Consider the following 12741-nt stretch of genomic DNA (forward strand, 5'->3'; position numbering starts at 1 on the left):
AAATGATGTATTTCGATTTATGCAAAATGCAAGGCTTGTTCGGTTCCCCCATCTGTTTTCCCAATGAAATTGGCTCTGGCTCGACTTTCACTCATCAAAAAACATCATTAATCTGCATATGCGAACTTCCGAATTTAAAGGAATGTTCCAAAAACCGATCAATTATGATGATAAATGACGTAAAATGATTTTATATGATGTTGACACTGCTGCGTCGAATCTTCATTAATCCTCAGGCTGCCAATGGAGGTTGGCATTTTCCTCGAATGAGGACGGGCTCGTTTGTCGATCTTTCGATGATATCCGGGCTTAGAAATAAAATGGGAGGTTGCAATGAGCGAAGCGCGGCGCTTTGTTCCTGATCCGCAGGTGCGGGTTCGGGATTACCAGATTGGTTGTATCGGCGCAGGCATGATCATGGCCGAGTGCCATCTTGCTGCCTATAAGGAAGCGGGCTTTACGGTCGCGGCAATCGCCACACGCACCAAGGCAAAGGCTGAAGAGGTCGCCGCGCGCTGGGGTATCGCCACAGTGCACGACACGCCAGAAGCGCTGATTGGCCACGAAGCTATCGAAATCATCGATATTGCTTATCCGCCGGATCAGCAGCCTGCGCTCATTCGCAAAGCGCTTGCGCAGCCACATATCAAGGGCATTCTCGCCCAAAAGCCACTGGCTCTGACGCTTGAAGAGGCCATTGCGCTTCGCGATGAAGCAGCGAAGGCTGGCAAAATCCTCTCGGTCAATCAGAACATGCGCTACGACCAGTCGATGCGCGTATTGAAGCAAATTCTCGATAAGGCTGAGCTTGGCGCGCCTGTCATGGCGACAATCGAGATGCGTGCCATCCCGCATTGGCAGGGGTTTCTGGAAGATTACGACCGTCTGACGCTGGCTAACATGAGCGTGCATCATCTCGATGTGCTGCGCTTCCTGTTTGGTGAACCTGACACCATCACCACGCTGACGCGCACTGACCCCCGCACTCAGTTTGAACACAAGGACGGTATCACCGTTTCAACGCTGATGTTCCCGAGCGGTGTGATGGCTGTTTCAATGGAAGACGTCTGGTCGGGGCCGCGCGAAGAGGGCTTTGACAGCGATATTTACATCAAATGGCGGGTCGAGGGTACGGATGGTGTGGCAAAGGGCACGATTGGCTGGCCGGATGGTTCGCCATCAACGCTGACTTATGCCTCCAAAAAGACGACAGACGGTAAATGGGTGAGGCCAAAATGGGAAACCATGTGGTTCCCGCACGCCTTTATCGGTGTGATGGAGCAGCTGCAATACGCCATTCAGTCTGGCGAACCGCCAGCGCTTTCAGTAGCGGATAATGTGAAGACGGTCGCACTCATTGAGGCTGGCTATAAGTCGATCGATGAAGGCCGCACTGTCAAATTGTCCGAGATATCAATCAATTAAACGAGCACATCCCGAAGAGCGCGAAGCGGTTTTCGGGAAAGATGCGCATTAACAGAGTATCTTAACGGGAGGGTTTCGATCATGATGCAGGTGGGTATTTTCAGTGGCTATTTCCCCTATTCTCTTGAGGAAACAGCTAAAAAAATTCGTGCGCTTGACTTCAATACGGTCCAGCTGGACATGCATTTCAAGGATATTGATCTGAGCACCGGGCAGATCACCAAGGACAAGTGCATTAAAATCCGCGAGACATTTCGCGATCACAATCTGCCTATTTCTTGCATTTCCGGTTATACGAACATCATTCATCCGGACAAGGCAGAGCGCGAGCGTCGCGTGGGCTATCTCAAAGAGATTATCCGCCATGCGCAGTATCTCGGCACGCCTTATGTGATTTCAGAAACCGGCACTTACAACACTGAATCTGATTGGGTTCATCACCCGAAGAACAAGACCGAAGAAGGTTTTGAAGAATGCCGCAAGGTCATCGCTGATCTGTCGCAGTTTGCTTACGATCACGGCGCGATGTTCCTGCTCGAAACTTATGTGAACAACGTCGTCGGTTCGGTCGAGGAAACAGTGAAAATGTTTGCGCAGGTCGATCATCCGGGCCTTGGCCTGCTGATGGACCCAACCAATTATTTTGAAACGCACAATATCGACCGGATGGATGAAATTCTCAACCAGGTGTTCGATACATTGAGCGACAAGATCAAGATCGGTCATGCCAAGGATGTCAAACGTTCCGGCGATGACAAGACTGAAAAACATGCCGATATCGGCGACGCCGATGCACTTGAAAGCCATACTTTCCGTGGCGTTGGCGAAATCGAACTGCCAGCGCCGGGTCTCGGTTCGCTAAACTACGACCTATACCTTAAGCGCCTTGCGCAGAAGCACCCAAATATTCCGATGATCATCGAACATCTCGATGAGGCCGATGTGCCGCGCGCGAAGAAGTTCCTCGACGGAAAGCTGCGCGCGCAGGGACTTTAATACCACCTGGGGCGAGGTGGAGCGGCTGGTGCTATAAACAAGTGTTTGGACACTGCCCGCCTTTGAGTGAAATGGCTGTATGCCGCAGCATTTAAGGTGCCAAAATGGTGAAGCTTTATGGAGAGGCGAGGTCGCGTCGCGACATTGCCGCGAGCAGTGGCTCATTTGCTCAGTTTGCAGGCGTTCGCCTGATGGTGCTTGAAGACGGGGTGGAGCGCGGCATAAGAATGCTGGAGTTCCGTTCCGGCACTGGCTTGCGCTTCACCGTTCTTGTTGACCGCGCACTCGATATTGCTGATTGCGACTATCGCGGCATGGCCATCGGCTGGCACTCGCCGTCCGGCTTCCGCCATCCGGGACTGCATGAATATGAGGGCGAAGGTGGTCTTGGCTGGATGCGTTCTTTCTCCGGCCTGATGGTGACATGCGGTCTTGACCATATCCTCTTCATGCATGAGGAGGCGGCGGACCATTATAATTACAAGCCGCGCCAGACGATCAAGCACTCCATTCATGGCCGTGTTGGGACTATTCCTGCAAAACTGACTGGCTATGGTGAGCGCTGGGAAGGCGACGAATGTTATCTCTGGTGCGAGGGTGTCGTCACACAGGGAACCGTGTTCGGTGAGCATCTCGAACTGACACGCCGCATCGAAATCAAGGCCGGTACAAACGATATCAAGCTGACGGATCGCGTGATCAATCGCGGTTTCTATCGCACTCCACATATGTACTGCTATCACATCAATGTCGGACATCCCGTTTTGGCCGAAGGTTCACGTTATCTGGCGCCTGTCAGGGATGTGGTCTGGGCGGCACATGCCGGAGAAGACTACAAGAAGCAGGGCGTGGGCTATCGTACGCTGCCTGCCCCGCAGATGAAGTTTCATGAGCAGGTCTGGCAGCATGAAATGGGTGCCGATGCCAATGGTGAAGTGCCGGTCACGCTGGTCAATGACAAGCTGGGTATCGGCTTTGAAGTCGTTACCCGCAAGGATCAGTTCCCTTGCATGTATGAGTGGCAGAATCTGCAGGCCGGGCATTATGCGCTTGGGATCGAACCTGCGACCAATCACGTTTTGGGACATGGCGCAGCGCGCGACCGCGGCGAGCTGATGTGGCTCGAACACGGCGAAGAGCGCCGTTACGACAGTACGTTCCGTATTCTGGGTGATGCGGCGAGCATAGCGGAAACAGAAACACGCATTGCTGCAATCGCGAAACAGCCAATTGAGGATTATCCGGTGCCATCCGGCAATCACGTTGCTATTGGAGGCCGCTCATGACCGCATCACCGCCGTTTTCCGTTGCAGGCAAAACCATTCTCTACACGGGTGCTGCAGGTGGCCTTGGTCTTGAAACCACGCTCAATTTTCTGCGCGCTGGCGCGCGGGTTGTGGCTATTGATCATGATCCGAAGAAGATTGAGGAACTGAAAGGCCAGGCAGAGGCCGAGGGGCTTAGTGGACTTTCGATCCATGCGCTTGATCTGTCGGATTTGCAGGCACTTCGACCTGCATTGGAGGCGATTGGTCGTGAGGCCGGTGGCTTTGATGTCGTAATCAATAATGCTGCGATTTATCCGTCCAAGCCATTTGAAGACTATACACTCGAGGAAATGCAGAAAGTGCAGCACATCAATGTTGATGCGGGCATTGTCTGTGTCCAGGTGGCGCTGCCGCATATGCGTGAAAAGGGGTGGGGTCGTATTATCAATATCGCCAGCGTGACTGCCTATGGCGGCTGGCCACTCCTTTCGCCTTATGTGCAATCAAAGGGCGCGCTCATCGGGCTTGTGCGCGCTTGGGCACGCGAGTTCGGTGCCTATGGCATTACTGTCAATGCAATTTCGCCGGGCGCATTTCCAACAGATGCCGAGAAAATCCACCCCGACCCGGAAGGCTATGCGAAATTCGTGCTTGAGCATCAGGCTGTTAAGCGCCGCGGATCATCGCGGGATATTGCTTCGGCTTTGATGTTCCTTGCCTCTGATGAAGCAGGATTTATCACCGGGCAGACCTTGAATGTCGATGGCGGATGGGTGATGCATTAAGGAGAAAGTTTGCATTGGAGGAATGCGTGAGGAAGCTTTATCTGGCGGTCGGGTCGCTTAACCGCGAAGCCCCTTATTTTCAGGGTGCTCGTGGCGAAGGTCTTTCCATCTACGCATTCGATACGACGACAGGAGATGCATCGCATATATGCGCGACATCTTCCGTCGACAATCCAACATTCTTGAGCGTCGCGCCGGATACAGGGGTGATCTATGCAAATTCCGAAGTGTTCAGCTGGCACGAGGGAACGGTCAGTGCCTATCGCTTTGATGCTGAAAAGGGTAAACTTGTTTATCTCAACAAGCAGGGTGCCCTAGGCAGCATAACTGCGCATAATACCGTGACCGTGGACGGAAAGTTTGTGCTTGTCGCCAATTATGCGATGGGATCGGGCGGGCCTGATCAGTCGCTTGTTGCATTGCCAGTGTTGCCTGACGGTAGCCTCGGGCCGGCTGCACATAGCATTCGTCACGAGGGTAAGCTTGGGCCTGTCGTCGACCGGCAGGAACGCAGCCACCCGCATTGCGTGGTTGAAACACCGGAAGGCGGCATGTTCCTGTCTGCCGACCTTGGCCTTGATGAAGTCATTGCCTATCGTCTTGATAGTGATGGCAGGTTCAAGCGGGTGAGCAATGTTGCGACGCCACCCGGTAGTGGTCCTCGCCATATCGCACAGCATCCCGATAGCCGGTTTGCCTATGTTTCCAACGAACTCAATTCCACGGTTTCGCTCATTGAGCGTGACGGCGATGAGATGCGCCTTGTTCAGACCTTGCCGGCAGTGCCAGCGAATGTTGAGTCGCATGGCGCTGATATTCACGTCTCGCCCGATGGTCGTTTTCTTTATTGTTCCAACCGCGGTCATGACTCGATCACTACATTTCGTGTGGATCAGGAGAATGGCAACCTGGTAAAGATCGGTCACAGCTTTACGGGTGGCGCAACTCCGCGTAATTTTATGCTGACACCGGATGGAAACTGGCTTCTGGTCGCTAACCAGAACGGAGATTGTATTGCGATCTTCGCAATCAACAAGGAGACGGGAAATTTGACCGATACGGGCAAACGCATCGAAATAGGCACTCCCGTCTGTGTCAGGCCGTTCTATCTGTGAGCGTTGAAGCCCCAACACCACGAAAGCAGCGCCGCAAAGGTTCTGGCGTGACCATGGCGGATGTGGCCGCGGCTGCAGGGGTTTCGATGCAGACCGTTTCGCGCGCGTTGCGTTTTCCGGATTCTGTGATGCCTGAAAAGCGGAAGCTTATTCAGGATGCAATCGAGAAGACGCATTACGTTCATAATCTCGCGGCAAGCCATCTTGCATCGCATAAAAGCAATACGGTTGCGGCGATCATACCCACGCTGTCCGCGTCCGTTTTTGCTGACACCATCCAGCATTTTTCCGACGTTCTGCATCAGGCCGGTTATCAGATATTTTTAGGCAATACCGATTACCGACTGGAGCGCGAGGAAGAAATCGTTCGTAGCCTCCTCGGGCGGCGTCCGGATGGTGTTTTTCTGATTGGCACACACCATAGCAAGCGCAGTGTCGCATTGCTCAAACGTGCGGAAATTCCTGTTGTTGAGGGCTGGGATTTTACCGATAAACCGATAGACCGGCTGGTGGGATTTTCCAATACGGCGGCGATCACCGAGATGGTCAGTCATCTGATCAATACGGGTCGGCGCTATATTGTGTTTGCCGGTGTGGTTCGGAAAGGCGACAGCCGTGCTGCCGAACGCCGTGCCGCATTCAAAGCGGCAATGGAGCAACAGTTCCCGGATGAGAAGCCACGCATCACGGTTGCAACTGAAATGCCGATTGCCATGGCTTCGGGTGTCGATCTTCTGAGACGGGCGCTGGCTCAATATCCGGAAGCTGATGCTGTCATGTTTTCAAGTGATATTCTTGCTTCCGGTGCGTTGCTGGAAACACAGCGCATTGGCATCAAGGTTCCACAACGTCTTGCTATTACCGGCTTTGGTGACTTTGAACTTTCGCGCCACCTGCTGCCGCCATTGACGACGGTTGCAGTGCCTTCCGCGGAAATCGGACGGCAGGCGGGTGAGCTTTTGCTTGAAGCCATGCGTGGCGAAACATCGACAAACACGATTATTGATGTCGGTTTCGAACTCAAGATTAGGGCCAGTGGCTAAATAACCATCTGATGCTCGAAGTTAGTCAGAACATCGCAACCATTTTCGGTCACATGCAGCATGAATTCGAGCCGCACACCGCCAGTATCCGGATCGAAGGCGGTGGGTTCCACCATCACAACCATATCTTTCCTGAAACGCTCGGTTTCATAACTGACAAGCCGCGGCCATTCATGGACAGACGTGCCGATAGAATGTCCGGAATGATGCGCATAGCCATACCCATGCGCTGCGATATTCGCTTGCAATTTTTGATCCAGTTGACCGATGCCAAGGCCCGGACGGATGATTTCGATTGCCAGATCCAGCGCTGATTTCACGGCCTTGAACTGTTTCTGAAACCCGGTGCTTGCTTTGTCCAGCATCGCCGATGCGCAACTGTCGCCCCAATAGCCTTTGACGCGCGGTGCCAGATCGCAGATGAGCGGGTCGCCGGCTGTAACGATACGGTTTGTCGGCCAGCCCATGAATGCCGATGTGCGTTCCTTGCCGGATATGAAATCGCCGGTAAGAGGCAGGCGTTCACCGGCCCTGCTTTCCATGGCGAGCCTTATATCGGCGAATATTTCCAGTTCGCTGCGGCCTGTCTTGCTGTGCTCGATAAAAGCGCGTTGCCCCGCGGAAGCGGTCAGTGCCGCCTCACGCAATAGCGCGATTTCGGTTGCTGTTTTGACCATGCGCTGACGCTTGAAAGCATCGCCAATCGACACAGGGCGGTGTGTTTCGATGAGCGGGAGCAAGGAAAGCGGGAAACTGTTCTGCTCTATCGCAATTGTTCCACTGACACCGAATTTGCTGAAGAGCGTCTGCGCTGTATTGAGATAGTTGATAAAAATATCGATCGGCTCTTTGTATGAGAAACCTTCATATGTGAGAACGGTTTGTGCCCAGCTTGGTGTTTCCGCTTCAAGATTGGTGATGACAAGTCCGCATTCGCCATTTTTGCCCACAAGTGCCATGGCGGGCCCGCCGGCAAAGGGCGATGGTCCCGCTTCAATGGAGACGATATGACCGGAAGCGTAGGCGATGCCATCGGGGCTGGTGAAAACGCCCCAATCGGCACCGGATGTTTTGATGGCGTCAATTGTCCGTGCAAGCCTCTCGTCCAACGGAATCTCCTTCAGATAAGATTGCGGATATGGCGGTCACGGCCATAGGCTGCGACCAGCAGCAGGATGAGGACACCGAGTGACGACTGTACCATGGCATCCGAAAATCCCATGCCGATGAGAAATGTGCGCAGTTCCATCAGCATGATTGCGCCTGCGACTGTTCCGACAAATCCACCCCGCCCGCCGATGAGTGCTGTTCCGCCGACCACAACCGCAGAGACCGTCTGGAAAAGATAGGGCGTGCCGACCGTCGCACTTGAGGAACCGGTAAAGCCGAGCAGAAAAATGCCGGCAAGGGCTGCAAACATGGCACTGAGAGCAAAGGTGATTGCCCAGATGACAACCGGTCTGATCAGGGCCAGTTCAGCGGCTTTGATATTGGAACCCAGCGCATAAAGTTTGCGGCCATAAATCGTACGGCGCAACACAAAGACGGTGCCAAGTGTGAGCAGAATTGTAAACGGGATCAGCCATGGAAATGGCAAAGGCCCGATACTGCCACCCAGCGAGACGAAATCATTGATGAACGCGGGTGCTGAACCTGTTGGCAAGCCGCGTGTCCAGATTTGTACGCCAGCCTGAACCATTGTTCCGACACCAAGCGTGACAATCAGCGGATGGATGGAAAGCGCGGCCGATAATGCACCGGAAAACGCACCGATCAGTCCCGCTGATGCCAGCACGATCACGCCCGCCCCAAGCGGTGACATTCCATCGCCATAGAGGCTGGCGAAAACGACATTGGCAAAGCCGATGACAAAGGGAATGGAAAGATCGATGCCACCAAGGATCATCACCAGCGTCTGACCCAGGGCTGCAATAGCGAGTAGTGCAGCCAGAACCAGCATGGCGCGGATGGAGAACAGACTGGCAAAGCCCGGAATGAGAGCTGCTCCCAAGAGGAACACCAGCAGGACTCCGGTGAAGGCGACCAGTGCGCGATTTGTAGCCAGTGCCTTAATCATGACTGCCCACCTTGCGAGGAAAATAGAGTTTCAATTTTTCGGAGTTGAGGCAGACAGCCAGAACAAGGACTGCGCCATAGACTGCCTGCAGCACGAAGGTCGAGACGTTGAAGGCCGTCAACATGCTCTGCAGCAGGAAAATACATGCTGCACCCAGAAATGCTGCGGTTAATCCGCCAACGCCGCCGGCGAGGCTGACGCCGCCAAGGGCGACTGCAGCAATAGCAATCAGCGTATAGCCGGGACCGATGATCGGGTCACCTGAGCCAATGAGCGCTGTGAGTGACAATGCTGCCAGTCCTGCGAACAATCCGGCCAGCACATAGGCGATGAAGCGCACGAGCGGAACATTGACACCAGCGGTGTAGGCGGCTCGATCCTCGCTGCCGACGGCCATAAGCGTCTCATAGAAAGGCAGGCGTTTGATACCGATCCATATCAAAACCGCAGCGCTTACTGGCAGAATGGACCATGGCCCCGCCAAAGATGAGAGCCATGGAGGCACTGAACCAGATGGTGAAGGCAGGATGGTGAGCGCCAGCCCGCCAAAAATCAGATAGGTGCCAAGCGTTGCAACAATTGGCTGAATACGGATGATCGCGGCCAGAAGGCCATTGAATGCGCCTGCAAGAATGCCAAGTGCAATTGCTGCCGGGATGATGATGAAGGGCGAGGAGATGCCGCCTTTTGTGATCAGTAACTGAACGAGAATGACATTGATCAAACCCACGAGCGGGCCAATGGAAATGTCAATCGAGCCGCGCCCGGCCAGGAATGGTATGGTGATTGCGAGCGAGGTCAACAGCAGTGGCGCTGCAAGCCCCAACACCGAGCCCCAGTTTGAGGGTGCGAAGCGCACCGGGTTAAGCACAATATTGATGACGAGCAGAATGATGAACAGGATTGCGGCGAGCCGTGTTTCCTGACTGCCGCAGAAGATGCGCAGCAAGCGGCGTTCGTTGTTTGGTGCGATCATAGCTCTACCTCATCCTGCCCGAACATGGCTGCAAGAACGCCCGACATAGACATTTCGGATTTAGTGATGGTTTTCGAGCATTCGAAATCGCGGAACACTGAAACGCTGTCGCAGATTTGCATGATTTCTTCGATTTCGCTCGACAGAATGACGAGCGCGATACCTTCTTCACGGGCGAGTTTGCGGAAAGCTTCGTAGAATTTCATGCGCGTGTTGAGATCGACCCCACGCGTGGGATCGTTGAGCAGCATCACGCGCGGTTTGAGCGCAAGAAGCCGCGCGAGCAGCACTTTTTGCTGATTGCCGCCGCTTAGTGCCGTGATCGGTGCAGTCATTTCCGGGTAGCGGATCGACAGAAATTCGGTATAGCGCTGCAGCTCTTCCTTTTGTTTGCGACGGTTGAGAATGCCACCCAATGAAAAGCGCGGCATGGAAGGCATGCCAAAATTATCGAGTACGGAAAGCGCCGGGAAAATACCGGTCGCGCGCCGGTCGCGCGGCAAGTAGACCACGCCGCATTTGGCTGCATTGTGATGATTGCTATAGGCACTATGGTCGCCGGACCGGCTAACGATCTCGACCTTGGAATGACGAGGTTGATTGAAGCCCGCAAGCGCCAGCAGAAACTGCTCCTGCCCATGGCCTTCAAGACCTGCAAGCCCCGTGATCTCGCCTGCGCGGATCGCACCGGATAAGGCTTTGCGCCCCGGCGCGAGCACGAGATTTTCATAGGTAAGAATGATGTGATCATTCAACATGGAGATGAGCCTCCGGCGCCATGAGTTCCAGAAGGATCTGGCTGTTGATCTGCTGCCTTTCGAGCGTATCGACAACATGGCCGCTGCGCAGCACCGTGACCTCATCGGAAAGGCGTTTCACCTCTTCCAGCCGGTGCGAAATGAAGATCACAATATTCCCGGATGCAGCATAATCTTCGATTGTTTCAAAGACGAGATCACGATCTGCATAGTCGAGCGCTGCCGTTGCTTCATCGAGAAGCAGGATCGAAGGACGGCTGATGAAGGCGCGCGCAATCACAACGAGCTGCTGTGCTGCTAGTGACAGGCTGCCAGCCGCTGCGTGCAAGTCGATCGGAAAGCGTGCAATTTTTGACAGAACTGCGCGGGCTGCCTTTTCGCGTACTGATTTGCTGACTTTACGGGTAATGAGCCCGTCAAATCCGAGAAAGATATTCTCGACCACCGAACGATGCGGAGCGATCAAAACTTCCTGAAAAACCGTGGCAAGGCCCAATGCCTTCATATCTGCAGGCGATCTGGCCGAGACGGCTTTGTCGTTGAGAATGACGCGCCCATGCGTGGGTGCGACCACGCCAGACAGTATTTTCAGCATCGTGCTCTTGCCCGATCCGTTCTCCCCCAAGATCGTATGAACGCCATGGCTGAAAGTCACGTTGGCATTGGTGAGCGCGATTGTTTCACCATAGCGCTTTTCAAGGTTTTCGACCTGTAGTGATTTGACCGGAGCGTGCGTGATCTTGGGCAGCCCCGCTTCGGCAAGCAGACTGTGTATGTTGGACGTGCCCAGCGGGGGATGCTCAGCGTCTGGCATAGTGAAATAACTTTCTGCATGCGATAAGCGAAAGTCATTGCCAATGATCTGGGCCAATAATCTGGGCCAATTGACTTTGGCAATGACGTCATTTGGGGCGTTAACCTACAAGAGATTACTTGGCGCAGGAGGCTGGAACTTTCGCGAAATCATAAAGCGCTGTGGCGCTTCCGTTCGAAAAGTAGCCATTGAGCAGTTCTTCCGGGAAGGGGTCCTGCGGCGGGATCGGGAAGATGGCTGCGGAATCCGGCTTCATGCAGTCCTTGTACCACTTAGGAAGATCGGCCTGCGTCACGGTCGGCATCGGAGCGATGATCGTGTTGACGAGCGGTTTCTGCCCTTCAAGAACGCGCAATGCGACACGGAAAGCATTCTGTGCAGCAACATGCGGTGAAACTTCACCACCATAGAATTTGAACGTGTCCTGATTGGCGTTCCAGTAGCCGAGCGCATCACCAGAAATGGAAGCTGCAATCAGGGGGAGCGGACGACCTGCCTGCTGGAAGGCTTCCGCAATGAAGCGCGCTTCGCTGCCCGTGGACCAGACCGCGTCAATCTGCTGCGGCGTGGTGGCAAGTGCCTGAAGCACTGCGGATTTCGTTGTCGTGCCGGTCCATTCGCCGCTTACTTTACGCGCAATCTTGAGATTGCCGGATTCCTCGACAGCTTTTTCAAGCCCGGCATTTTCCTGCTGGACAAGCGGATGACCGGAAATGCCTTCAACCTGAAGAACGGTGCCGCCGTCCTTGAGCACTTCTGCAATGCCTTTGCCCATCTGGTAGCCCCAGAGGTTCTGGTTATGCATGACATTGATGGCATTAGGCGTCGTGACGGAACCAGCGGATGTGATGACCGGAATGCCGGCCTTATAGGCGTCGTCAATCACGGCATTGAGCGCGGTGGATGAACCGGCAATTGTCGTGATGACACTACAGCCCTGCTCGATGAAAGCGCGAATTTGCGAGATCTGCTGTGTGGCGTCGCCATTGGAGTCCGACACAACATATTCGGACACATCACCGGCGGCTATTGCGCCATCCACGAGACGCTTCAGTTCGCTGTTGAAGGTTACACGCCATGGATTGCCCATATAGGACTCCGAATGGCACCAACGCCACGGCTTGGCCGGCGCTTTGAAATCGCCATAAGCCGAAGGGCCAACTTCAACCGCATCGGTATAAAGGGCCTGAATTTCGGTTGGAAGCGCGCTGAGCAGCGCTGCGCGGTCCTGATTTTGCGCATTCGCGCTCAACGCAGATGCCGACAAAACAGCAAATGTCAGTGCCTTCAGGGCAAGGCCCGAGCGAATTCTGGTCATGTGTTCTCCTCCAGTGTGAACCTCCCGTTCACTTGTAAAAACTTTATTCACATATGCGCCATTACGTCAATTGAAAAATGTTAGCGCTAAACCATCTTGTGGCACTATCGCATAAATCATGAGGATATGAATATAAAAATGTTAGCGCTCACTCTAGACAAGGCAA

At 54.0% G+C, this 12741-nt stretch carries 12 protein-coding genes; 6 read left to right on the forward strand and 6 right to left on the reverse strand.

The window, feature by feature from the left end:
- Positions 1-333: 333 nt before the first annotated feature.
- From QLQ11_RS21075 to QLQ11_RS21100, 6 genes are all read left to right on the forward strand, one after another.
- The gene (locus QLQ11_RS21075) at positions 334-1425 is read left to right on the forward strand and encodes a Gfo/Idh/MocA family protein (RefSeq protein ID WP_283735525.1); all 1092 of its coding nucleotides are present in this window, start codon (positions 334-336) and stop codon (positions 1423-1425) included.
- Between the two features lie 81 nt (positions 1426-1506).
- Complete coding sequence (locus QLQ11_RS21080; protein WP_283735524.1) at positions 1507-2421, forward strand: sugar phosphate isomerase/epimerase; 915 nt, start codon at positions 1507-1509, stop codon at positions 2419-2421.
- Between the two features lie 104 nt (positions 2422-2525).
- The gene (locus QLQ11_RS21085; RefSeq protein ID WP_283735523.1) at positions 2526-3707 is read left to right on the forward strand and encodes an aldose 1-epimerase family protein; all 1182 of its coding nucleotides are present in this window, start codon (positions 2526-2528) and stop codon (positions 3705-3707) included.
- Positions 3704-4474, forward strand: a complete 771-nt coding sequence (locus QLQ11_RS21090; protein WP_283735522.1) for an SDR family NAD(P)-dependent oxidoreductase — start codon at positions 3704-3706, stop codon at positions 4472-4474. Before QLQ11_RS21085 ends, QLQ11_RS21090 begins: the two co-directional genes overlap by 4 nt.
- Positions 4475-4500: 26 nt before the next feature.
- Positions 4501-5589, forward strand: coding sequence for a lactonase family protein (locus QLQ11_RS21095; protein WP_283735521.1), 1089 nt, complete (start codon positions 4501-4503; stop codon positions 5587-5589).
- Positions 5484-6632 (forward strand): LacI family DNA-binding transcriptional regulator, encoded by a 1149-nt coding sequence (locus tag QLQ11_RS21100; RefSeq protein WP_283735520.1) that lies wholly within the window; start codon positions 5484-5486, stop codon positions 6630-6632. The genes QLQ11_RS21095 and QLQ11_RS21100 overlap by 106 nt, the downstream gene beginning before the upstream one ends.
- On the opposite strand, the gene QLQ11_RS21105 is transcribed toward QLQ11_RS21100, so the two are convergent.
- The 6 genes from QLQ11_RS21105 to QLQ11_RS21130 form a co-directional block, all read right to left on the reverse strand.
- A complete protein-coding gene (locus QLQ11_RS21105) occupies positions 6629-7741 on the reverse strand; it encodes a Xaa-Pro peptidase family protein (RefSeq protein ID WP_283735519.1) in 1113 nt (370 codons plus the stop codon). The two genes, QLQ11_RS21100 and QLQ11_RS21105, sit on opposite strands and share 4 nt — an antisense overlap.
- An 11-nt stretch (positions 7742-7752) precedes the next feature.
- A complete protein-coding gene (locus QLQ11_RS21110; RefSeq protein WP_283735518.1) occupies positions 7753-8709 on the reverse strand; it encodes an ABC transporter permease in 957 nt (318 codons plus the stop codon).
- Positions 8702-9685, reverse strand: a complete 984-nt coding sequence (locus QLQ11_RS21115; RefSeq protein WP_283735517.1) for an ABC transporter permease — start codon at positions 9683-9685, stop codon at positions 8702-8704. The genes QLQ11_RS21110 and QLQ11_RS21115 overlap by 8 nt, the downstream gene beginning before the upstream one ends.
- Positions 9682-10443 (reverse strand): ATP-binding cassette domain-containing protein, encoded by a 762-nt coding sequence (locus QLQ11_RS21120; RefSeq protein ID WP_283735516.1) that lies wholly within the window; start codon positions 10441-10443, stop codon positions 9682-9684. The genes QLQ11_RS21115 and QLQ11_RS21120 overlap by 4 nt, the downstream gene beginning before the upstream one ends.
- On the reverse strand, positions 10433-11257 hold the full coding sequence (locus tag QLQ11_RS21125) for an ATP-binding cassette domain-containing protein (RefSeq protein WP_283735515.1): 825 nt from the start codon (positions 11255-11257) through the stop codon (positions 10433-10435). The genes QLQ11_RS21120 and QLQ11_RS21125 overlap by 11 nt, the downstream gene beginning before the upstream one ends.
- A 115-nt stretch (positions 11258-11372) precedes the next feature.
- A complete protein-coding gene (locus QLQ11_RS21130; protein WP_283735514.1) occupies positions 11373-12575 on the reverse strand; it encodes a substrate-binding domain-containing protein in 1203 nt (400 codons plus the stop codon).
- Positions 12576-12741: the final 166 nt, after the last annotated feature.

Origin of the sequence: Ochrobactrum sp. SSR (genome assembly GCF_030067775.1) — a bacterium.
GTDB lineage: Bacteria > Pseudomonadota > Alphaproteobacteria > Rhizobiales > Rhizobiaceae > Brucella > Brucella teleogrylli.

Excerpts from the sequence above, each read along its gene's own strand:
- QLQ11_RS21075 (WP_283735525.1), top strand. The coding sequence starts at position 334 with ATGAGCGAAGCGCGGCGCTTTGTTCCTGATCCGCAGGTGCGGGTTCGG.
- QLQ11_RS21080 (WP_283735524.1), top strand. The coding sequence starts at position 1,507 with ATGATGCAGGTGGGTATTTTCAGTGGCTATTTCCCCTATTCTCTTGAG.
- QLQ11_RS21085 (WP_283735523.1), top strand. The coding sequence starts at position 2,526 with ATGGTGAAGCTTTATGGAGAGGCGAGGTCGCGTCGCGACATTGCCGCG.
- QLQ11_RS21090 (WP_283735522.1), top strand. The coding sequence starts at position 3,704 with ATGACCGCATCACCGCCGTTTTCCGTTGCAGGCAAAACCATTCTCTAC.
- QLQ11_RS21110 (WP_283735518.1), bottom strand. The coding sequence starts at position 8,709 with ATGATTAAGGCACTGGCTACAAATCGCGCACTGGTCGCCTTCACCGGA.
- QLQ11_RS21115 (WP_283735517.1), bottom strand. The coding sequence starts at position 9,685 with ATGATCGCACCAAACAACGAACGCCGCTTGCTGCGCATCTTCTGCGGC.
- QLQ11_RS21120 (WP_283735516.1), bottom strand. The coding sequence starts at position 10,443 with ATGTTGAATGATCACATCATTCTTACCTATGAAAATCTCGTGCTCGCG.
- QLQ11_RS21125 (WP_283735515.1), bottom strand. The coding sequence starts at position 11,257 with ATGCCAGACGCTGAGCATCCCCCGCTGGGCACGTCCAACATACACAGT.
- QLQ11_RS21130 (WP_283735514.1), bottom strand. The coding sequence starts at position 12,575 with ATGACCAGAATTCGCTCGGGCCTTGCCCTGAAGGCACTGACATTTGCT.